Genomic DNA, 21,436 nt, shown 5'->3' with positions numbered 1-21,436 from the left:
CAGATAATCATGGAAACTGTAAAATTAATTATAGATAAGAAACAGGTTGAAGTTTCAAAAGGTACTACAATATTGGATGCGGCTAAAAGCGTAGGCATACAAATACCTACACTCTGTTATATGAAACTGGAAGATTTGCATTATGAAAATAATCCGGGAGCCTGCCGTATTTGTGTAGTTGAGATAGAAGGACGTCGTAATCTGGCTCCGTCCTGTAAAACAGAATGTATCGAAGGAATGGTCGTAAAAACCCATACGCCACGCGTTATGAATGCCCGTAAAACTGTAATGGAGTTAATTTTATCCAATCATCCGGCAGAGTGTCTTACTTGTAGTAGTAACGGACATTGCGAATTGCAGGTTATTGCACACGATTTAGGTATAAGAGAAATACGGTATGCAGGCGAACAATCTAAATTCCAGATAGACCGTTCGCCTTCTATTGTCCGGAATATGAATAAATGTATCATGTGCCGCCGTTGTGAAACGATGTGTAATTCAATACAAACAGTGGGGGCACTGACTGCAGTGAACAGAGGGTTTAATGCTGCTGTGTCTACAGCGTTTGAACGCGATATTGCTGGAAGTACTTGTTCCTATTGCGGCCAATGCGTGTCCGTTTGCCCTGTTAATGCATTAAGTGGTAGAAATACGCAGCAACCGGTGTTGGACGCATTAGCTGATCCTGCAAAAATAGTAATTGCCCAAACGGCTCCGGCTGTACGTACTGCATTAGGCCGGGATTTCGGCTTTGAGCCGGGCACTCTTGTAACGGGAAAGATGGTTTCTGCTCTTCGCCAGTTGGGTTTTGATTATGTGTTTGATACTGATTTTGCCGCCGATCTGACTATTATGGAGGAAGGTACTGAGCTATTACAACGTTTGGGCAAATATCTGAATGGGGACGAAAAAGTAAAGATTCCAATGATGACAAGTTGTTGTCCCGGATGGGTAAGTTTTGTAGAACAACATTTCCCTGAATTAAGAGAAAACCTTTCAACAGCAAAAAGTCCGCAACAAATGTTTGGAGCAATAGCAAAAAGTTACTTTGCTAAAATATTAGGAATAGATCGCAAGAATTTGGTGGTCGTCTCTATTATGCCGTGTCTGGCGAAAAAATATGAAGCCAGTAGACCTGAGTTTTCGGTTGATGGCAATCCAGATGTCGATATTTCTATTTACACCCGCGAATTAGCCCGGCTGATTCGTTATGCCAATATTGATTTTAATGAGTTACCCGATAGTGATTTTGATCATCCTTTAGGAGAGTCTACGGGAGCAGGTATTATTTTCGGGACAACGGGAGGCGTTATTGAAGCAGCCTGTCGTACGGCGTATGAATTATTTACAAAAAAGGTATTACACAAGGTTGATTTTGAAGAATTGCGGGGTATGGAAGGCATCAGAAGTGCTACCATTGATTTTGAAGGCGTACCTGTTAAAATAGGAATTGCACATGGTTTGGGTAATGCCCGGAAGTTAATAGAAGAGGTAAAAAATGGCACTTCACCTTATCATGCGATAGAAGTTATGGCTTGTCCGGGGGGTTGTATAGGAGGAGGAGGGCAACCATTCCATAGAGGACGTATGGAAGTGTTGCGTAAACGTGCAACAGCTCTTTATCAGGAAGACGTAAACAAACCTCTCCGTAAAAGTCATGAAAATCCATATATACAAAAACTGTACAAAGAATTTCTGGGAGAACCATGCGGTCCATTGGCCCATAAATTATTACATACACACTACATTGACAGGAAAGAGATCGTAGGGCTGTATATGCAAACTGATAAAAGAGATTAAGCTATGGATACAATACATTTGCCACAAACGAAAGTTGAAGAATTACATACTATATGTGCAGAACATAACAATGACGCAGGAGAACTGATTAATATACTACATGCAGCCCAGGGACTGTTTGGATATTTGCCAAGAGAGGTACAGGAGATAATAGCTGCGGACTTATGGTTGCCCGTTTCCCGCGTATATGGAGTTGTTACTTTTTACTCATTTTTCACTATGACTCCGAAAGGTAAATATCCCATATCCGTATGTTTAGGTACAGCATGCTATGTGCGTGGTGCTGAAAAAGTGATGGACGAATTTCAGCGGCAGTTGGAAATAAAAGTAGGAGAGACAACATCGGACGGGCTTTTTTCTTTAGACTGTTTACGTTGTGTAGGAGCTTGCGGTTTAGCTCCGGTCGTTACAATAGCAGGAAAAGTCTATGGACGTATGACTCCGGAAAAGGTCAGGGATGTACTTTCTGAGTACTATATGCTGGGTGAATAGTTAATAGACAAAAACAATGACTCGATAGAATTATTCTATCAAGATTTTTTAATATTTATAAAAGGTCTGTTAATAGAATATTCTACCTTTGCGTCAAATAAATCTAAAACAACCAATTAATTATGCGTAACACTATTTTTTGTAAAATTACGGCATTACCGATCGGATTACTTTCACTGGCATTTAGCATTTCCAGTTGTAGTACCACCGATTACAAAAAGTATGCTGGTGATGAAGCTAAGCAAGTAGCATCTATTATTCGCGAAAATGGATGTTTGCAGTGTCATGCAGAAAATGCTCCAGTTCCATTTTATGGAAAATTGCCTTTTATAGGATCAGTAGTTAAAGCTGATATGCTGGAAGGTACACGCTACCTGGATCTTACTGCAATGGTGAATGCCTTGGAAAACGGTCTGCCAGTATCGGAAGTAGATATGGCCAAGGTAGAAAATACAGCTCTTAGTGGAACTATGCCTCCTGCAAAGTATTATACAATGCCCATGCATTGGGGAACGAATCTTGATAGTGAAGAGAAAGCGGTTATCATATCATGGGCAAAGAATGTCCGTAAAAATAGTTTTCTATCACCCACAGTTGCAGAAGAGTTTGCAAATGAACCGGTGCAGCCGTTAATGACTTCTATTCCGACAGACTCTGCAAAAGTAGCTTTGGGATTTGCTTTATATCATGATACACGTTTATCTGGAGATAATACAATTTCGTGTGCTACCTGCCACGGATTAAACACCGGAGGTGTAGATCGTAAACAATATTCGGAAGGGATTAAAGGACAACTTGGAGGCGTAAATGCACCGACTGTATATAATGCAGCTTTAAACTGCCTGCAGTTCTGGGATGGTCGTGCTGTCGACTTAAAAGAGCAGGCTGCCGGCCCTCCGTTAAATCCGGTTGAAATGGGTAGTATTTCTTTTGATGAAATCAGTGATAAACTAGCTGAAGATAAGGATTTTAGTAAAAAATTCTTAGCCATATATCCGGAAGGGTTTAACCAGTCTACAATTACGGATGCAATTGCAGAGTTTGAAAAAACATTGCTTACACCGAGCCGTTTTGATAAATATTTGATGGGAGATAAAGATGCTCTTACTGCAGATGAATTGGAAGGTTACCAACTATTCAAAGACAATAAATGTGCTACTTGCCACGTTGGTATAAATATAGGAGGACAGTCCTTTGAATATATGGGTATTAAAAAGAACTATTTTGATTATCGCGGTACAGGTTTAACAGATGGTGATAACGGACGTTTTGCTGTAACAAAAAATGAGTCTGACCGTCATAAATTCAAAACTCCTACACTACGTAATGTAATGATTACTTATCCGTATATGCATGATGGTAGTATTAAAACTGTAGAAGATGCCATTCGTGTTATGCATCAATTCCAGATAGGCAAAAATATTACTGATCCGGAAATTAAGAAGATTATAGCATATCTGAATACATTGACCGGCGAATATAACGGAACAATGTTACAGTAATGTAATACAAAAATAACAAGTATGCCCTTTCGCTTAGTCTATATCATCTTTTTACTTGCTGCTTATCAGAGCAGTGAAAAAATATGGGGACAAGAGGAGGGGCTTGCTTCTTATTATCATGAGCGTTTCCATGGCCGCAGATCTGCCAGCGGACGTTTGCATGATAGTGGTGAGTTGGTAGCTGCTCATCGTACTTATCCCCTAGGCACTTTTTTGAGAGTGACAAATTTGTCTAATATGAAAAGTGTTATAGTTTGTGTGACCGATCGCGGTCCATTCCGAAAAAAACGTATTATAGACCTTTCACCGGCTGCTGCCGAAATATTGGATTTTATAAAAAAAGGCATCACAAAAGTAAGATTAGAGGTAGTTCCTGCTGCATTAGATTTGAGATACCTTGATTTGATTTATCCGAAAATACCTTATTTGGAAACCAGTCATTTACGAATCAATCCTCCTTATAAAGTAAAATTTACAAAATAGCGTCTAATCAAATTCTAATTTCAACTAAGAGCATTCTAACGTGATAGATAAAGTTGCAGACAAGTATTTTTATAAGTGTCATAGAAATCTACAAACTCAAGAAGACAGATATTACGTTTACGAAAATTTTTATTTATCCCTTTTATGAAGATGAACGTAAATTCAATATAATGGTTCGTTACGAATCTTCATTCCGGAGAAGTGAAGAGGAAATTGGAAAGATTCTTGTACCGGCACGTGATGGTACAATGGTTCCAATAAAAGAACCAGCCGATATTCGAACGATAACAGGACTGCTTATCATATATCGTGAAAATCATACACGTTTCTGTACAGTGAAGTTTTCTGTACGAGGACGTGATATGGGAACGGCTGTTGCCGGCGGCACTTAGCTATGGTATCGGATCGGAGATCCAGCGTCCGTTAGCTATTGTTATCATCGGTGGACTTATAGGCGCAACATTTTTCACTTTGTTCGTCTTTCCTTTGATGGTAGAAGCTTTTTATCGTCGTATGATGTATGATAAAAACGGAAAATTACTGCAACGTAGGTTGTAATATTATATCTTTGCAAAACAGGTAGTTTAAGAAAAGAATTAAATATGGCTAAAATATTATTGGTAGAGGACGAAGTTAATATAGCCTCATTTATAGAACGGGGACTAAAAGAGTTTGGCCATGATGTGCATGTTGCTTATGATGGTGCTACCGGATGGGAATTGATCCAAAAAGAGAGTTTTCAGCTTTTAATTCTGGATATTATTATGCCGAAGATAAATGGATTGCAGCTGTGCCGCCAATACAGGCAATTATATGGATACCAGTCTCCTGTTGTGATGCTTACAGCTTTAGGAACGACCGATGATATAGTCAGTGGCTTGGATGCGGGTGCAGATGATTATCTGGTTAAACCTTTTAGCTTTCAGGAATTGGAAGCCCGTATTAAAGCCCTGTTACGCCGTTCGGGCAATGAAATGCCAACCCATGCTCTTTGCTGCGGTAGCCTATCTTTAGATCCGACAGGTCACCGGGCTTTTCGCGATAATACGGCAATTGATCTTACAGTGAAAGAATTTCGCTTGCTTGAGTATTTTATGCAAAACCAAGGCGTGGTTCTTAGCCGGCTCAATTTGTTAAAGCATGTTTGGGATAAAGATTTTGATACGAATACAAATGTTGTAGATGTATATGTGAATTATCTTCGTGCCAAAATAGATAAAGACTTTGAACATAAGCTTATTCATACGGTTGTTGGGGTCGGATATATGATGGAAGCATGAAAATAGGCAATAAAATAACATTGTTTTATACAGCTATTACTGTAGGCATAATAATGCTGGTTGTCGTTGTTTTCTACTTTGTATCAGCCAATTATATCACACGTCTTTATTACTCGTATTTAACGGAAAAAGCATATGCCACAGCCGCAAAGCATTGGGAAAAGGACGAGGTAGATACAGATAGTTATGCCAGGATTCAACAACATTATGAAGAAACTCTTCCTGTGGCTACGGAAATACTGTTGAATGCAGATAGTATTGCCGACACGCATACAACACTGGAACGTTATCTTTCAGAAAAAGAAATTAAGGAATTATACAATGGTGAAGTAATCAACTTTAGCCATGATTTTAAGGTTGGTACTGCTGTTTATTATCCGGATAACGAAGGCAATTTCATAATTCTTGTAATATCCAATAATCAATATGGAAGTGAAATCCAGAAACGTATAGGCGGATTATTGCTGATCTTATTGCTTATTGGTATTATCCTTATATATCTGGTAGGGAAGCTTTATGCTATTCGTATGGTGGATCGGATAGATGCAGCATATCAGAGTGAAAAATCATTTATCGGCAGCGCTTCCCATGAGTTGAATAATCCGTTAACTGCGATACAGGGAGAATGTGAAATCAGTTTGTTGAAAGAACGCACACCAGAAGAATACCAAGCCGCATTAGAACGTATAGCGGCGGAAACAAAACGGATAATTACATTGATGAAGCATCTTCTATTTCTTTCTCATGGCGATAAAGAAATTGTGAAAAATGCCCGTGAAAATATTCCTTTAGCAGACTTTTTGATGCGATTTGTGGATGGCCGTATAGGTTTTTGCACAGATAATTTTGCATATACATTCCAAGCAAATCCATATCTGCTGAAAATAGCAATCAGCAACCTCTTGAATAATGCGTGTAAATATTCTAAAGATACACCTGTCGAAATGCGTTTAAACGGAGCTATACTTGAAATTACAGATCAGGGCATAGGCATTCCAGCTGAAGAGATAAAGCGTATTTATCAACCGTTTTACCGTGCTAGTAATACACGTGAATATGCAGGACACGGTATTGGTCTTAGTCTTTCCATGCGGATACTGACCACGTATGGAGCAAAAGTTGATATTATTTCAGAAGAAGAAAAAGGGACTACTGTTCGGATTGAATTTCCATAATGGAATCGGAGCTGGTTAAAAGTCCTTTAGCCGGTCCTGCTATTTTTACCGATTCAGGTGTAACGCCTTGTGCTTCTTCCTGGCTAATAAGTCTGCGATCTGTTAAACGTGCCGTAATTACAGAACATTCATATCTGTAAATCAGTTATTATTAAAAACAGATATTATGGCATATAAAATTGCGCTTTTCGGTGCTAAACCGTATGATATAGCTTCGTTTGATAAAATAAACGAACAGTATAACTTTGACATACGCTACTTTAAAGGACATTTAAACAGGAATAACGTGGTCTTGACTCAAGGCATGGATGTGGTATGTATTTTTGTTAATGACACTGCTGATGCCGAGGTAATAAATGCTATGGCTTCCAATGGAGTAAAGTTGCTGGCTTTACGTTGTGCAGGTTTTAATAATGTGGACCTGTCTGCGGCAAAAGATAAATTGCCCGTCGTACGCGTTCCTGCTTATTCACCTTATGCTGTAGCAGAATATACGTTGGCATTAATGTTATCGCTAAATAGGAAGATACATAGGGCTTACTGGCGTACAAGAGACGGTAATTTCTCGTTGAATGGCTTAATGGGATTCGATATGCATGGTAAAACGGCCGGTATTATCGGAACCGGAAAGATTGCAAAGATATTAATCCATATTTTAAAAGGACTGGGCATGCACATTTTAGCCAACGATTTATATCCTGACGAGAAATATGCTGTTGAAGAAGGATTTACTTATGTTCCATTAGATGAATTATATAAACGTGCAGATATTATATCGCTCCATTGTCCGTTGACAGAACAAACACGTTATATCATAAATGATGACTCTATTTCTAAGATGAAGGACGGAGTAATGATTATTAATACAGGTCGTGGACAACTGATCAATACAAATGCATTGATTGAAGGTTTGAAAGAAAAGAAAGTGTCGGCTGCAGGCTTGGATGTTTATGAAGAAGAAGGTGACTATTTCTATGAAGATAAGTCCGATAAAATTATTGATGATGATGTTTTGGCAAGATTGCTCTCATTTAATAATGTGATTGTTACTTCCCATCAGGCATTTTTTACGAAAGAGGCTTTGCACAATATTGCTGAAACGACATTCAAAAATATCGATGATTTTCGCAAGGGGCTTCCTCTAATCAATGAAGTTACAAAGTAATATTCTATAAGGAGATTATTATTTATCGCTGATTTATTATATTTTTGTGGCCATTGTCCGGTGTGAGCCAGGCAATGGCTTTTTAATGAAAATACGATTTATGAAAATAGATAAACAAACCGGTTTAGTCTTGGAAGGAGGAGGGATGCGTGGTATATTCACCGTAGGTGTATTAGACTATTTTATGGATAATAATATCCGTTTCTCTTACACAATTGGTGTTTCTGCCGGAGCAAGTAATGGCATTTCGTATGCATCCTGGCAACGGGGACGATCCCGTTTCAGTAATATAGATTTACTTAAAATATATAATTATATAGGCTTACGCCGTTTACTGCAAGGCAAAGGTTATATAGATCTTGATTTTTTGTTTTATACATATCCCGAAAAGTATTATCCTTTTGATTATGATACATATTTTCGTTCTTCCGAACGCTTTGTTGTGGTTACAAGTAATTGTTTAACAGGAAAAGCTGAGTATTATGAAGAAAAAAAAGATCCTAAAAAACTGCTTGATGTATTAAGAGCATCTTGTTCCTTGCCGGTTATGTGTCCTGTAGCTCACGTAAACGGGATTCCTATGGTAGACGGAGGTGTTTGTGATGCTATTCCGGTTCGTCGGGCTATAGAGGACGGTTACAAAAAAAATGTCATTATTCTAACTCGCAATAAAGGCTATAGGAAAGCTAATAAAGATTTTTATTTACCCGGATTCATTTATCGTAAATATCCGGCAATAAGGGAACAGCTGAAGTTACGTTATCGTAGTTATAATAATGTTTTAGATTATATCGATCAATTAGAAGCGGAAGATAAGGCTATTGTTATTCGTCCTCAAAACCCAATCACTGTTGGACGTACGGAACGGGACGTTAAGAAACTATCTGAATTATATGATGAAGGATATGAATGCGGGCGCATGATAAAAAGAGGTGACTTTTGAAATCAATATTTTTGTCTTGATATTTCAAAAGTCACCTCTTCTAAAGGACAACAAATCTAAAGATTAATCCTTGCATTTGCTATGTACATCCTTGCTAATCCTCATAGCACAGAAATTAGGACCACACATCGTACAATACTCTCCATCAGTTACAGCACTTTCTTTATAGTACTGCAATGCACGCTCCGGATCAAGGGCCAGATTGAACTGGTCTTTCCAACGGAAATCGAAACGGGCTTTACTTAAAGCATTGTCACGCACTTGTGCGCCAGGATGTCCCTTTGCCAAATCAGCTGCATGTGCAGCAATTTTATATGCAATAACACCGTTGCGCACATCTTCTTTATTTGGCAATCCCAGATGCTCTTTAGGAGTAACATAACAAATCATAGCTGTGCCGTGCCAAGCAATCTGTGCACCACCGATGGCAGAAGTTATATGATCGTAACCTGGAGCGATATCGGTCGTTAAAGGGCCTAGTGTGTAAAAAGGTGCACCATGACAGGCATATTGTTGCTCTTTCATATTTTCGTGTATTTTATTCATCGGCACATGTCCCGGTCCTTCAATAATAACTTGCACGAATTGATCCCAGGCTACTTGTGTCAATTCTCCCATTGTATGCAATTCGGCAAATTGAGCAGCGTCGTTGGCATCGTAAATAGAGCCAGGCCGTAAACCGTCTCCTATAGATACGGCAACGTCATAAGCTTTTAATATTTCGCATATCTCAGAGAAATGAGTGTAAAGAAAATTCTCTTCATTATGAATCTGCATCCATTTGGCCATAATTGAACCGCCTCGTGAAACAATTCCGGTCAGACGCGTCTGCGTCAATTCTATGTGTTTTTTTAATAAACCTGCATGAATTGTAAAATAGTCTACACCTTGTTCTGCCTGTTCTATTAGAGTGTCGCGGTAAATTTCCCAGGTCAGATTTTCTACACATCCGTTTACTTTTTCTAATGCCTGGTAAATAGGCACGGTTCCCATTGGTACCGGACAGTTTCGAATAATCCATTCACGTGTTTCATGGATGTTGTCTCCGGTGGAAAGATCCATCAAAGTATCGCCACCCCATTTGCAGCTCCAGACAGCTTTCTCTATCTCTTCATCTATACCGGATGAAAGAGCCGAATTGCCGATATTTGTATTGATTTTGACAAGAAATTTTTTACCAATAATCATTGGTTCTGCTTCCGGGTGATTAATATTGGCCGGAATAATGGCACGTCCGGCTGCTATTTCTTTACGAACAAAATCCGGTGTTATATATGATTTCAGTCCCAATGCTTCAATCTGTTGGTTTTCGCGAATGGCAACATATTCCATTTCCGGTGTTATGATGCGTCGTTTGGCATAATACATCTGAGTGATATTTTTCCCTTCTTTGGCTCGATAGGGCAAATGGCGCTTGGGAAAACGGATTGAGTCGAGTGTTTGGTTTTCTAATCTTTCACGGCCATATTCTGAGGTAAGCTCACTTAACTGGATTAAGTCACGGCGACGTTCATACCAGTCTTCACGAATACGGGGAAGACCGGCATTAATATCAATTGATATTTTGGAATCCGAATAAGGACCGCTTGTGTCATAAACAATCACCGGATTATTCTTCTTGCATATCTTTTCGCCGTTATCGTCTATCGTCACGGTATCTAACAGCTTGATTTTACGCATACCTACCTTAATTTTATTAATCTCTCCCGGAATATATATTTTCTCAGAAGAAGGATAAGATACACGCATGTTTTTCTTTGTTGCCATATATTTAAGTTTAATATTTATCTCCGCAATATTTTTTTATCTCAGATAAGAATTTCCGGGTCGATTCTATAGGATCCGGAGCATTAACAATAGATCCTGATACGGCAATTCCATCGACACCTGCATCAAATAAAGGACCAACATCTTCTAAACGGATACCGCCTACAGCGACAATAGGAATCATACATCCGGATTCTCTGCACTCATTTATTATTTTACGATACCCTTCCAGACCTAAAATAGGACTTAATTTCTTTTTCGTTTCTGTATAACGATAAGGCCCCAATCCTATATATGAAGCCCCTTCTTTATCTGCATGCAATATGTCTTCCAAAGTATTGGCAGTAGCGCCTATATGAGAAATAAGGCTCCAATGACAGCTATCTAAAATTTGCCGGGCTTCAGATAAAGGCATATCCTGTTTACCCAAATGAATAGCCCTGGCGTGACTTTCCATAGCCATCTCCAGATTATCATTCATACAAAAGATATATTCGGGATCCGATATTTTAAGTTGGGAAATTGCCCTGGCAATTTCTATGTCAAATTTATCTTTCATACGGAGTTGCAACCAAGTTCCTCCGCCTTCATAAAACATTTTAGCCTGATCCAATTCTGTATATTTGCCGGAACAATTTGTAATGAGCATCAGACGGTTTGTATTTTTTATCAATGAATAGCCAGACATAATTCTAATGATTTGAATCGTTTTATAATATTATTTACTTCTTTTTCAGAAGGAGATTGGCCCCATAATGCTCCTAATACTGCTACGCCTCCGAAAGCTATATCTTTGAGCTGCGGTATAGTGGAAATGTCAATGCCTCCCAGTGCAATTACTTTCTCATTAATCAGACCTGTTTTTGATGCTTGCCATAGTATGTCTAAAGGAAAGCCATTTCCGTAACCTTGCTTGGATATACTTTGAAAAATAGGGCTGAGAAACCGGTAATCAAATTTTGCATTCTCTGATATTTCCTGCAAACTATGGCATGAACAACTTATGCTTCCCGAAAATCCGTTGGGAATAGTATTGTTTCTTCTATTTAGATGGATTCCTTTAAAATGATAAGGATTACCGTTTGCAACCAGTCCAAATTGATCGTGTAAAACAATATGTGAGTAATATTGAGAAGGTATTTCCAAGATCAACTTCTCTAATGCAGATCGGCTACAATGCGGTTTCCTGAGATGCAAACATCCCATTCCTTCCCTAAACAGATTGGAAAGGATTTCTCCTTCGCCACAGAAGAAATATGGTGTTGTTATAACAAACAATTTTTTCATCCGTGTAATTTTATTTTCTGTAAAGGCACCGGAGAAAAGAAGTGATTCGTTGCACCATGTCCATTACCGACACAGACATCAGCTCCTTCTGCTAAAGCGTTCGTAATGTATATTTTTGCCATACGTACAGATTCCTGTAAATTATTGCCAAGAGCTAAATATGCAGCTATGGCCGATGACAAGGTACAACCGGTACCATGTGTATTATTCGTATGAACTGTTTGAACTTCAAGATGTATTGGAGCCAAATCCGGCATGATAAGAATATCCTTTGTCGTTATACCGGCCAGATGCCCGCCTTTTATAAGAACTGAGCGACATCCCATCTCTTGTAAACAACGGGCAGCTTTTTCCATATCCTTTTCATCTTTAATATTGATACCGGATAAATATGCTGCTTCATCAACATTGGGAGTAACCAAGGCTACGTTAGGAAATAATTCATCGATAAGTACATGTATTGCATTATCTTCCAAAAGCTTCTTCCCACTTGTTGAAATCATAACAGGATCTAATATTGTATAAGCGGGAGCAAAGATTTTTATTGATTCTGCAACAATATGGATGGCTTCTTTATTATGAAGCATACCTATTTTGACAGCATCTATTGTGAAGTCCAGAAAAACGGCATCTATCTGTTTTTTCAATAAATCGGGAGTAACGGCTTGTATTCCGTAAACAGTTTGTGTATTCTGTGCTGTTATTGCAGTGATAACCGATATTCCAAATACACCCAATGCAGAAAATGTTTTCAAATCTGCTTGTATTCCTGCTCCACCACCACTATCGGATCCTGCGATAGTTAGTGCTGTTGGATAACGAAAAATATTGTTTCTATCCATTTTTCTTATCAAAAAGGAGGGAAAAAGCCTCTGTGCTTTCCTACGACGGCATTACCCGTATCAGGTTCGAGGGTATGATCTCAGCCCATACAGTTTGGCACCCCTTTATGTAATACAAAGGTATAAAGATTAAAGAATATTACAAAAAAGAAGTGTTAAATTTAAGAAAGTGTCCTTTTTAGAACGCTTCTGTCATATTCATATAAACGGCCATACCTTTTTGGTTCGGATCTTTACCTACATCCAGCCGGAAATTCTTCCCCGGTTGCATCTGTATACGAAGACCAACTCCGTAGTTAAATTTCCATTTACTCCAATCTACAACAGGAGCATTTCCTATAGTACCTGTTCCTATCCATCCCACGAAACCACATTTTGCCCAAAAGTTTCCGCTTTTGTATTTTTCTACACTACCGAACATGTGACGATATTCAAGTATGGCATAAGCCATTGTCTTATCACGGTATTTCCCCCAGTAATAACCACGTAAATCAAAAGGAGAACCGAATGACGGTAACTCGGTAAACGGAATATCACCCACACTTATCAATGAGCGTGCAACCCATGCTAAAGTACTTCGGGGACGAAAAACCTGCTGGAATTGACGATATTCCAGATCAAACATTCCATAATTGTATGCACCTCCGAAGTATTTGCTGTATACCCTGGCTATACCACTAAGTAACATACCGGAACTAGGGGTTGCAACATCATTCCGGGTATCATATTGTATTAAACCGCCAAGACCTATGTTAACATATTTCAGTTTGAATTTCTGAAAATAAGGATCCGCCTGCATAACCGGATTAATGTCTGTAGATTTCGTATAATTGATATCAAATAAAGCACCTGTATATAAATGGGGTTTGATTTCCCATACAAAGCGGGGATAAAGCTGGAAATAGCTTTTATGGAACTTGGTGGTAGAATCGCTTTTTTCAGTGTGTTCTATGTTTTCATAACCTTTGCCAAAGTAATGGGACGGCTCATTTCTATATCCGTAACTAATATAAATACGGAACTTATTCTCATTAAAAAATAGAGTACCTGCACCGGCAAACACCATTGTCCCGTTTAATGTAATATTGAATCCGGCCGGAATAAAAGAACGTTGTGAAATTGTATCATTCTTATTTAATCTGAAGCTTGCCAATACAGCTCCACCCACACCTAATGACGCTTCAGGTGTATATGACGGGCCGCCAAGTATAGACCACCAGACATTTTTCTTTGCACGTATGGAATCTTTACGCAACTGTTTATAGTAACGGTTACGTTGCTTCTCATTCATTGGCTTACCATCTATCATAAGAGGTTCAGGTGACGGAGGGGCAATGATTGTGTCTTGTGAGGTTGCTGAAATATTGCTGACGGAAGATTGAGACGAATTTATCCCCTGTTGCGCATATAACGATTGCAAAGATATCATCCCGATTATTCCTGCAAAAATGAGAAATCCTTTGTAAAACATTTACTGTCTTTTTATTTTGAGCTGCAAAAATACAAAATAGGAATGATATCTTTATTAGTTTAAATATTTAATAACAAAGTGGGGACACAGAACTTTGTCATTATCCCATACCTGTATATAATAATTTACAGATATGGAATAATTGTAACATATATACCTGTAATTATAGCAGAGGTTATAACCCCGGATATATTAGTTACCCATTCATAGTTATGACTTTTGTAATTTATAGTTATGGTATTAGAAAATCATAACTATAAATTACAAAAGTCATAATACGACAGTCCTGATACATAATTGGAGTGCTTACTTATCCTTTATAAAAGACAAATAGCAATTATTAATTATGGAAATCTGTTTAAATAATAATTTTCCGCAAGACGTAAATCCAGTGGCCTGAACGGATGCGGAGAGAAGAGAATTTTAAAGAGTGGGTTGTTAATAATGTCTCTGATATTTTATTAAGGATACTTTGTTCTTTTTGTAATAACGATTCGAGTTGGTGTGAAGCAATGGTAGAAATAGTTTCGGATATATAACTTTCAAAGAGTAATAAAAGTTAGTGTATTCTTTGTATATTTGCACAACGTTGTGAAATATTATACAACTTGAACCAATAAACATTTGATATTCAATTAAGAATATAATACATGAAAGAGAACGAAATGGTTTTTGGCATACGTGCCGTAATCGAAGCTATACAGGCAGACAAAGAAATTGATAAAATATTAGTAAAACGAGAATTACAAAGCGATCTTTCCCGTGAACTGTTTGGAGTATTAAAAGGACGTGATATTGCAGTACAACGTGTTCCGGCTGAGCGTTTGGATCGTTTGACCCGTAAGAATCACCAGGGTGTGATTGCGTTTATGTCTGCCATAACCTATCAAAAGCTCGAAGATATAATTCCATTCTTATACGAACAAGGAAAAAATCCTTTCATAGTATTATTGGATGGTGTGACTGATGTACGTAATTTCGGAGCTATAGCCCGCACATGCGAATGTGCAGGTGTTGATGCGATTGTTATTCCTGCGAAAGGTAGTGTTACAGTGAATGCCGATGCGATAAAGACTTCGGCTGGAGCCTTACATGTTTTACCCGTATGTAAGGAAAAAAGTATAAACCAATCAATCCGTTTTTTACAGGAAAGCGGCGTCAAAGTTTATGCTGCCAGTGAAAAAGCAACAGAAAATTATACTGATATACACTATGAAGGCCCTGTCGCAATTGTAATGGGAGCCGAAGATACAGGTGTTTCAATGGAGAACCTCCGTATTTGCGATAGCATGATAAAAATCCCTCAGTTTGGAACTATAGGATCCCTAAATGTATCTGTAGCATCCTCTATACTGATATACGAAGTGGTACGTCAACGAATGAAAGAATAGGAGAGAACTATTTATTCTAAATATATATATACAATGAAAAAAGTTATTGCAACAACTAAAGCACCGGCAGCTATAGGCCCTTATAGCCAGGCTATACAGGTAGGAAATATGCTGTTTGCTTCAGGACAGTTAGGCATTGACCCTGCTACGGGAAACTTTGTAGAAGGAGGAGTAAAAGAACAAACTTTTCAGGCATTTAAAAATGTTCACGCTATCCTGGCAGAGGCCGGTTATAGCATTAATGATGTGGTTAAGACTACCGTGTTTTTAGCAGATATGGGAGATTTTGCAGCAATGAACGAAGTGTATGCTTCGCAGTTCGATGGCTCTTTTCCTGCACGTTCAGCCGTTGCCGTTAAAACCTTACCTAAAAATGGTCTGGTAGAAATAGAAGTAATTGCCGTTAAGGCTTAATTATAATTTAGAGGGAGTGCTTCAAGACAATCTGGATGTATTCCCTCTGTTCATTTTAGAATAAACCGCAAAATAACAGTTAGAATGAAATCAAATAACCACAAATTATTACCATACATACTTGTTTTTTTACTAGCCTTTTTAAGCCACAACGTAATGGCGCAAACTGCTATAAATATATGTGCTCATGCGGACAATGATCTTTTTCAGTTACTTACTAAAGAAACGTTTAATGTAAAACGTTTTGACACTCCTGCCCAAGCAATAGAAGAAGCAACAAAAGGAAGCGGTGTTATTATAACCGCAACAGAATATCCCAATCAACCAACAGTTATCAACCAGGATCTTTATAAGCTGGCTAAACAGAAGCAATTAAGGTTATATGTGGAGTTTATCAATGATTATCCAGGTGTGCAGATAACAAAAGATATTTATGCAGGTAAATTGGAACGGGGTGTTATTTCTTCCAAATTCTTTTCTACGTTAAAACCAATGAGCTTGTTGGCATTAAATGATTGCCACATATATAAAGCGGCAGTAAAAGATCCTTATATTTCGTATGCAAAAGTTGCAGGGTTCGATATTGCACAGTACGGTTTGACAGATACGGAAGTTTTTCCCCTTTTATTCAAGGAAAAAAATACGATGATAGCAATGTCGTGCCTGTCTAATTTTAAAACTGCCCGATATGCTCCTAACGCTTCATGGAAATCCGTATGGGAGCAAATACTATCCTGGGTTGCTAACAAAAAAAATATAACTCTGTCAAAGTGGGAGTCTGACCCGCAACCATCTTATTCCGAAGATGCTATATTGCCGGCTGATGCCCGTGCTGTTTCTATACGTAAAGGCACCGAGTGGCTGTATAACGGACGCTTTTTTATACATCCGTCGTGGAAAGCCCGTGCACAGGAAATACAAGGTGACGGGCTAATGCCTGTTGGTCCTCCGGTTCCTCCCTGCGAACTGGTGGGTAATGGTTCCGACGGTATTCTGGAAGGACATGCTTCTACTATTTATTATGATGGTACAGAACAATATCGTTATTGGTTACGAAATGACGTACAAGGAGAAGTCGCCTTTTTACTGGCTTCTGCCGGCAATCTGCTGAATGACAAAAAATATGAAAGAACTTCAGAACATCTGATGGATTATATGTTTTATGAAGCGAACTTCAGGAAAGGTCCGCGTGCAGATAAAAACAGTCCGTCTTATGGCCTTTTAGGCTGGTCTGAAACACATCCGTATGTATTCTATAATGATGATAATGCCCGTTCTTTGTTAGGCGTAATAGGGGCTTCGGCTTATCTGAAAAACGAACGTTGGAATAAGTTTGTGGTAGAATGTATACTTGCAAATTTAAGGATATGCAGCAAGCAAGGTTTCCAGGGAGGACGGTTAGAAGAGCCGGATATATTGGAAAAAGGTTGGAAATATTATGGCGAACGCGACTACACCAATCCGCATCCCCATTTCGAATCGTGGATGTGGGCTTGTTATCTGTGGTTATACGACAAAACCGGATATAAGCCTTTGTTGGAAAAAGCAAAATCAGGCATTCGTATTACAATGGAGTCTTATCCTGATAAATGGGGATGGACAAACGGCATTCAGCAGGAACGTGCACGTATGGTATTGCCATTAGCGTGGCTGGTTCAGGTAGAAGATACACCGGAGCACCGGGCTTGGCTAGATACAATAGTACAGGAAGTATTAAAGAACCAGGTAGAATGTGGTGCCATTCGTGAAGAGTTAGGCAGTAGTTCTACCGGAATGTTTGGCGGTGCTAAATCTAATAGCGACTATGGATTGCATGAAGCTCCTCTGATTGCAAAAAACGGCGACCCTGTAGCAGATATGCTATACACATGCAACTTTGCTTTCTTCGCTTTAAACGAAGCTGCACATGCAACCGGAAATCCTCAATACAAGGAAGCACTTCTGAAGCTGTCGGACTTTTTAATCCGTATTCAGGTAAAAAGCAAGAACCATAAAGATCTGGACGGAGCATGGATGCGTGCTTTCGACTATAACCGTTGGGATTATTGGGCTTCAAATGCCGATGCAGGATGGGGAGCATGGTCTACACTTACGGGATGGATCCAGAGCTGGATTGTCGGCACACAGGTTTTAGTTGAAAAGGACCGGTCGTATTGGGACTTTACACAAAGCATAGATGTCTCAAAGGAAATGAAAGAAGCAATGTGGATGATGGAATAAAATACAGTATATGAAACGCATATATTTAACTTTGGATATTGGAGGCTCCTGGATAAAAGGTCTTGCCGTACCTTATATGAAGTGCATAAAAGAGTACAAGATCGATCCTAAAGAAATAAAAAGGGTAAAAAGTCGTCTGGGAACGGATAAGACTGTTGATGACTTTATTGAAGCTCTTCAGGAATTGATGGATATTTTAGTGTGCCCTGATTGTGAAGTATGTGCTATTGGGATTTCCACTGCCGGAATAGTAGATTATGCAGGAACCCGGGTCTTGTTTTCTGCAGATCATCTGGCTCCGTTGAAAAATAATAAATGGATTGAATGGCTGAAAGATAAATATCAGGTACCTGTTGTGTTATCAAATGATGCGGATGCTGCTGCGGTAGGAGCATCCGTAGCCGGATATCTTGAAGGCTATCGTACTGTTGGCATAATGCCTATCGGTACAGGATTAGGATTCTCCCTTTGGAGAAACGGACGCAGATGGACTCCTTCTTATAGCCAACCGTTATTGGGTAGTATAGAAACACCCGATGGCAGTTATGATCAACTGGCCAGTGCATCTTTGCTTGCATCCGTGCATCCTGATAATAATTTGGTTGCAGTTTTTAAAGAGGCTGCATATAAAGAAAAAACAGATGAATATCTGGAACGTTTGGTACAAATAATACGGACGACCTATTATCTGTTCCGGACAGATCTCATACTGATAGGAGGCGGGTTGGCCCATGCGGTACAAGCAGCAGGTTATCCTTTGGCTGAACAGATTACAACAAGATTACAGGCATCTCCGGTTTTGACCGGAGATATTATAGAAGTCCGTTTAGTGCAGGAAGCAAATGAATTACCTTTACTGGGTGCATTATTAATTGCGGTGGGAGAACAATACGCCCAATCATTACGATGCATTCCCGAATATAAAAATCTTGTTACAGAAGAGCCGTATGATCCTTCTCTTCAATTGCATAAAATGGACACAGCAGATTTAGCATCCCTTTTATGGAAAACCGAGCAGGAGGCCGGAACAGCCTTGTCTGAGTCATTATCGGATATTGCAGAAGTGGCAGACGTAATAGCAGAACGCCTGAACAACGGTGGACGTCTTATATACGTAGGTGCCGGAACGAGCGGACGATTGGCTGCTGTCGATACGGTGGAAATAGCTTGTACTTTTGGTTTCCCACGTGAACGTGTTCTTACATTAATTGCCGGAGGAGTAGCTGATGCTGCTATTGACATCGAGACAAATTTTGAAGAAGATGCCAGTTGCGTACCCGAAATGATATTGGCAAACGTTTCGGAAAAGGATGTTGTTATTGGCATATCTGTTAGTGGAAGTGCATACTTTGTCCAATCCGCATTAGCTTATGCAAAGACTATTGGTGCTTATACGGTCTTTATACAGGAAAAAGAGGTTGTGTCTGTTCCGTTTAGCGATAAAGTTATAGCCTTGCATACCGGTAATGAGGTTATTGCAGGCTCTACCCGGATGAAAGCCGGTACAGCCACAAAGAAAGTACTTAACTTCATCTCTACCATCGCAATGATACGACTAGGCAAAGTATATGGAAGTTATATGACGGAAGTGGAATGTATCAATAATAAGCTCATTAAGCGGGCAAAGAAAATATTACACATCTTATTCCATATGTCGGAAGAAGAAGCTATGCGGCAACTGGAAATCCATAATTACAGATTGAATGATGTGATAAAAAGCAGATTCGCGGATGCGTTGGCGAAAAAGGTCGAGATGTAGATAGCGAACATCGCTCACTGGCATCATTTGCAGTTCTATTTTGGTGTTTGCGTCTAACTGTAACGGAAAATTACGCAGTTGTCCGGCCAACCCATCAACATCTGTATATGGAGGAAGCTTTACATACATTTGCAAAGTAGCAAATGACCATATCTGTTTCACAGAACTTTCAATGAAAGATTTCTGTTTTTGTAAATCCTCGATATATAGTATCGCATCAAACGGAAGATTCGTATTTGGCGGAGGATCTTTCACAACTGCGGTAACTGTATAGGGTGGATGCCAATCAAGTAAGGTACTCTTTATTTGTTTTCCAATAGCTTTTTCCGCATCTCCAAACATACGTACGGCCACCGTTTCCGAAAGGACTATATTATTTGTAATTTGTAGCGGTTGTGGATTACCACAGATAACAGCCTGAGGAAAAACACTGAAAAAAGTATTGTCCGCAAAGATCGTATGCAACCGGATGTACGGCATTTTTTCCGAACTGCAATTATTTTGCTCGACAAAGAAAACGCTCGAAGCTTGCATTGCCGGAAACTGATCTTGCAGTTTTCTCTCTAAAATACCCGAAACCAGTTCGTTTACTTTGCCCGACTGTTTATCCACTGAATAAATGCGGTAAATATGATCCGAACCAGGATAGAAACTGTCGTAGGAAGTCTCATAGCGCATCCAGTAAAGAGCCGGGACAAAACAGGCTAGTGCAAAAGCTAAACTCAGAATGCCGGTAAGCGATTGTGTTTTATATTTCCATAAATTGCGGAATGCGATTTTTAAATATAGTATTACCATAAAGTCTGTTTAAAATTATTTGAAATAAAATTCCAGAGATATACCAGACCGATTTAAAGCAAACAAGGCGACAATATATAATAAAAGTATTGAATTAACAAACTGGATAAAGAATATAATTTGTACATGATAACCCACGACCGGCAAGACTGTTATTCGTACCGGGAAAAACAGTATAATATACCCTCCACTTTGTCACCTTCTGTCACTATCTTCGGGGCTTATTCCTAAATTGCAAAACGATCTGGTATCGGGTGTAAATTACTGATAAATATATTATTGTTCTGTTATTACGGGATTGTATCTGCAACGCTTTAGTGCTTCCGGCGAACACTTTTTTATTACTTTTGGCTTGACCCAAAAGTAACCAAAAGGTCAAGGCTGCACCGTCCGGGCTACTCCGGCAAAAGACTTTGCTTAACCAGCGGAACTCGCTTCGCTCAGACAGCCGCTGGTTTCGTCGCTACGTCTTTTACCTGCGTTTGACGTCCAGCCGCTGATGCCGGAAGTGAGAAAGCAGAGCTTTCTTTTGGGATGGCCGATAGAGCCTGCTCTTTTATGGCTTTAGCCTGGTTTCAATTGCCGTCTGCTTCAGCGGACGGACTAAAAGGGGATATATCTGTATTGGCTTTAGCCAAACCCTTTTC

General features: G+C 39.2%; 18 protein-coding genes, 1 pseudogene and 1 riboswitch. Of the genes and pseudogenes, 13 read left to right on the top strand and 6 right to left on the bottom strand.

Annotated features, from left to right (window positions below):
- The first annotated feature begins 9 nt into the window (after positions 1 to 9).
- From ACYIB7_RS08105 to ACYIB7_RS08065, 9 genes and pseudogenes are all read left to right on the top strand, one after another.
- Positions 10 to 1,800 (top strand): NADH-dependent [FeFe] hydrogenase, group A6, encoded by a 1,791-nt coding sequence (locus ACYIB7_RS08105; RefSeq protein WP_103982465.1) that lies wholly within the window; start codon positions 10 to 12, stop codon positions 1,798 to 1,800.
- Positions 1,801 to 1,803: 3 nt separating this feature from the next.
- A complete protein-coding gene (locus ACYIB7_RS08100) occupies positions 1,804 to 2,292 on the top strand; it encodes an NADH-quinone oxidoreductase subunit NuoE family protein (RefSeq protein ID WP_480336720.1) in 489 nt (162 codons plus the stop codon).
- 122 nt (positions 2,293 to 2,414) lie between these two features.
- Positions 2,415 to 3,794, top strand: a complete 1,380-nt coding sequence (locus ACYIB7_RS08095; RefSeq protein ID WP_480336718.1) for a cytochrome c peroxidase — start codon at positions 2,415 to 2,417, stop codon at positions 3,792 to 3,794.
- A 21-nt stretch (positions 3,795 to 3,815) separates the two neighbouring features.
- Positions 3,816 to 4,277, top strand: coding sequence for a septal ring lytic transglycosylase RlpA family protein (locus ACYIB7_RS08090; protein WP_103982463.1), 462 nt, complete (start codon positions 3,816 to 3,818; stop codon positions 4,275 to 4,277).
- 143 nt (positions 4,278 to 4,420) lie between these two features.
- Positions 4,421 to 4,835, top strand: a pseudogene (locus ACYIB7_RS08085) (efflux RND transporter permease subunit); the annotation flags it as partial.
- 44 nt (positions 4,836 to 4,879) lie between these two features.
- The gene (locus ACYIB7_RS08080; protein WP_480336717.1) at positions 4,880 to 5,557 is read left to right on the top strand and encodes a response regulator transcription factor; all 678 of its coding nucleotides are present in this window, start codon (positions 4,880 to 4,882) and stop codon (positions 5,555 to 5,557) included.
- The gene (locus tag ACYIB7_RS08075; RefSeq protein ID WP_103982461.1) at positions 5,554 to 6,732 is read left to right on the top strand and encodes a sensor histidine kinase; all 1,179 of its coding nucleotides are present in this window, start codon (positions 5,554 to 5,556) and stop codon (positions 6,730 to 6,732) included. The genes ACYIB7_RS08080 and ACYIB7_RS08075 overlap by 4 nt, the downstream gene beginning before the upstream one ends.
- Before the next feature lie 166 nt (positions 6,733 to 6,898).
- Positions 6,899 to 7,897, top strand: a complete 999-nt coding sequence (locus ACYIB7_RS08070; RefSeq protein ID WP_103982460.1) for a 2-hydroxyacid dehydrogenase — start codon at positions 6,899 to 6,901, stop codon at positions 7,895 to 7,897.
- A 100-nt stretch (positions 7,898 to 7,997) separates the two neighbouring features.
- Positions 7,998 to 8,840 carry a patatin-like phospholipase family protein gene (locus tag ACYIB7_RS08065; protein WP_103982459.1) on the top strand — a complete coding sequence of 281 codons (843 nt, stop codon included), beginning with the start codon at positions 7,998 to 8,000 and terminating at the stop codon, positions 8,838 to 8,840.
- A 63-nt stretch (positions 8,841 to 8,903) separates the two neighbouring features.
- Here ACYIB7_RS08065 and thiC read toward each other — a convergent pair whose 3' ends face one another.
- The 5 genes from thiC to ACYIB7_RS08040 form a co-directional block, all read right to left on the bottom strand.
- The gene (gene thiC / locus ACYIB7_RS08060) at positions 8,904 to 10,607 is read right to left on the bottom strand and encodes a phosphomethylpyrimidine synthase ThiC (protein WP_103982458.1); all 1,704 of its coding nucleotides are present in this window, start codon (positions 10,605 to 10,607) and stop codon (positions 8,904 to 8,906) included.
- A 10-nt stretch (positions 10,608 to 10,617) separates the two neighbouring features.
- Complete coding sequence (locus ACYIB7_RS08055; RefSeq protein ID WP_480336715.1) at positions 10,618 to 11,295, bottom strand: thiamine phosphate synthase; 678 nt, start codon at positions 11,293 to 11,295, stop codon at positions 10,618 to 10,620.
- On the bottom strand, positions 11,277 to 11,894 hold the full coding sequence (locus ACYIB7_RS08050; RefSeq protein WP_103982456.1) for a thiamine phosphate synthase: 618 nt from the start codon (positions 11,892 to 11,894) through the stop codon (positions 11,277 to 11,279). Before ACYIB7_RS08050 ends, ACYIB7_RS08055 begins: the two co-directional genes overlap by 19 nt.
- Positions 11,891 to 12,736, bottom strand: coding sequence for a bifunctional hydroxymethylpyrimidine kinase/phosphomethylpyrimidine kinase (gene thiD, locus ACYIB7_RS08045; RefSeq protein ID WP_480336713.1), 846 nt, complete (start codon positions 12,734 to 12,736; stop codon positions 11,891 to 11,893). The genes ACYIB7_RS08050 and thiD overlap by 4 nt, the downstream gene beginning before the upstream one ends.
- A 20-nt stretch (positions 12,737 to 12,756) precedes the next feature.
- Positions 12,757 to 12,851, bottom strand: a riboswitch (TPP riboswitch).
- A 63-nt stretch (positions 12,852 to 12,914) separates the two neighbouring features.
- Positions 12,915 to 14,207 carry a BamA/TamA family outer membrane protein gene (locus tag ACYIB7_RS08040; RefSeq protein WP_103982454.1) on the bottom strand — a complete coding sequence of 431 codons (1,293 nt, stop codon included), beginning with the start codon at positions 14,205 to 14,207 and terminating at the stop codon, positions 12,915 to 12,917.
- Between the two features lie 650 nt (positions 14,208 to 14,857).
- Between ACYIB7_RS08040 and rlmB the strand changes: the two genes are divergently transcribed.
- From rlmB to ACYIB7_RS08020, 4 genes are all read left to right on the top strand, one after another.
- Positions 14,858 to 15,598: a 23S rRNA (guanosine(2251)-2'-O)-methyltransferase RlmB gene (gene rlmB / locus ACYIB7_RS08035; RefSeq protein WP_103982453.1), complete on the top strand. Its 741-nt coding sequence runs from the start codon at positions 14,858 to 14,860 to the stop codon at positions 15,596 to 15,598.
- Between the two features lie 33 nt (positions 15,599 to 15,631).
- Positions 15,632 to 16,012: a RidA family protein gene (locus ACYIB7_RS08030; protein WP_103982452.1), complete on the top strand. Its 381-nt coding sequence runs from the start codon at positions 15,632 to 15,634 to the stop codon at positions 16,010 to 16,012.
- Positions 16,013 to 16,168: 156 nt separating this feature from the next.
- Complete coding sequence (locus ACYIB7_RS08025; protein ID WP_103982528.1) at positions 16,169 to 18,232, top strand: hypothetical protein; 2,064 nt, start codon at positions 16,169 to 16,171, stop codon at positions 18,230 to 18,232.
- 10 nt (positions 18,233 to 18,242) lie between these two features.
- Entirely contained in the window at positions 18,243 to 19,991 is a 1,749-nt protein-coding gene (locus tag ACYIB7_RS08020; protein ID WP_480336710.1) for an N-acetylmuramic acid 6-phosphate etherase, read from the top strand.
- On the opposite strand, the gene ACYIB7_RS08015 is transcribed toward ACYIB7_RS08020, so the two are convergent.
- Positions 19,875 to 20,789, bottom strand: a complete 915-nt coding sequence (locus ACYIB7_RS08015; protein ID WP_480336709.1) for an ABC transporter permease — start codon at positions 20,787 to 20,789, stop codon at positions 19,875 to 19,877. The two genes, ACYIB7_RS08020 and ACYIB7_RS08015, sit on opposite strands and share 117 nt — an antisense overlap.
- Between the last annotated feature and the right edge of the window lie 647 nt (positions 20,790 to 21,436).

The sequence above is a fragment of the Parabacteroides sp. KHUB-03 genome (assembly GCF_056640975.1).
This window is presented reverse-complemented; position numbering and strand designations above follow the sequence as displayed.

Bases quoted from the DNA above. Each gene is read 5' to 3' on its own strand.
- ACYIB7_RS08105 (WP_103982465.1), top strand. From the start codon at position 10: ATGGAAACTGTAAAATTAATTATAGATAAGAAACAGGTTGAAGTTTCA.
- ACYIB7_RS08100 (WP_480336720.1), top strand. From the start codon at position 1,804: ATGGATACAATACATTTGCCACAAACGAAAGTTGAAGAATTACATACT.
- ACYIB7_RS08095 (WP_480336718.1), top strand. From the start codon at position 2,415: ATGCGTAACACTATTTTTTGTAAAATTACGGCATTACCGATCGGATTA.
- ACYIB7_RS08090 (WP_103982463.1), top strand. From the start codon at position 3,816: ATGCCCTTTCGCTTAGTCTATATCATCTTTTTACTTGCTGCTTATCAG.
- ACYIB7_RS08080 (WP_480336717.1), top strand. From the start codon at position 4,880: ATGGCTAAAATATTATTGGTAGAGGACGAAGTTAATATAGCCTCATTT.
- ACYIB7_RS08075 (WP_103982461.1), top strand. From the start codon at position 5,554: ATGAAAATAGGCAATAAAATAACATTGTTTTATACAGCTATTACTGTA.
- ACYIB7_RS08070 (WP_103982460.1), top strand. From the start codon at position 6,899: ATGGCATATAAAATTGCGCTTTTCGGTGCTAAACCGTATGATATAGCT.
- ACYIB7_RS08065 (WP_103982459.1), top strand. From the start codon at position 7,998: ATGAAAATAGATAAACAAACCGGTTTAGTCTTGGAAGGAGGAGGGATG.
- thiC (WP_103982458.1), bottom strand. From the start codon at position 10,607: ATGGCAACAAAGAAAAACATGCGTGTATCTTATCCTTCTTCTGAGAAA.
- ACYIB7_RS08055 (WP_480336715.1), bottom strand. From the start codon at position 11,295: ATGTCTGGCTATTCATTGATAAAAAATACAAACCGTCTGATGCTCATT.
- ACYIB7_RS08050 (WP_103982456.1), bottom strand. From the start codon at position 11,894: ATGAAAAAATTGTTTGTTATAACAACACCATATTTCTTCTGTGGCGAA.
- thiD (WP_480336713.1), bottom strand. From the start codon at position 12,736: ATGGATAGAAACAATATTTTTCGTTATCCAACAGCACTAACTATCGCA.
- ACYIB7_RS08040 (WP_103982454.1), bottom strand. From the start codon at position 14,207: ATGTTTTACAAAGGATTTCTCATTTTTGCAGGAATAATCGGGATGATA.
- rlmB (WP_103982453.1), top strand. From the start codon at position 14,858: ATGAAAGAGAACGAAATGGTTTTTGGCATACGTGCCGTAATCGAAGCT.
- ACYIB7_RS08030 (WP_103982452.1), top strand. From the start codon at position 15,632: ATGAAAAAAGTTATTGCAACAACTAAAGCACCGGCAGCTATAGGCCCT.
- ACYIB7_RS08025 (WP_103982528.1), top strand. From the start codon at position 16,169: ATGGCGCAAACTGCTATAAATATATGTGCTCATGCGGACAATGATCTT.
- ACYIB7_RS08020 (WP_480336710.1), top strand. From the start codon at position 18,243: ATGAAACGCATATATTTAACTTTGGATATTGGAGGCTCCTGGATAAAA.
- ACYIB7_RS08015 (WP_480336709.1), bottom strand. From the start codon at position 20,789: ATGGTAATACTATATTTAAAAATCGCATTCCGCAATTTATGGAAATAT.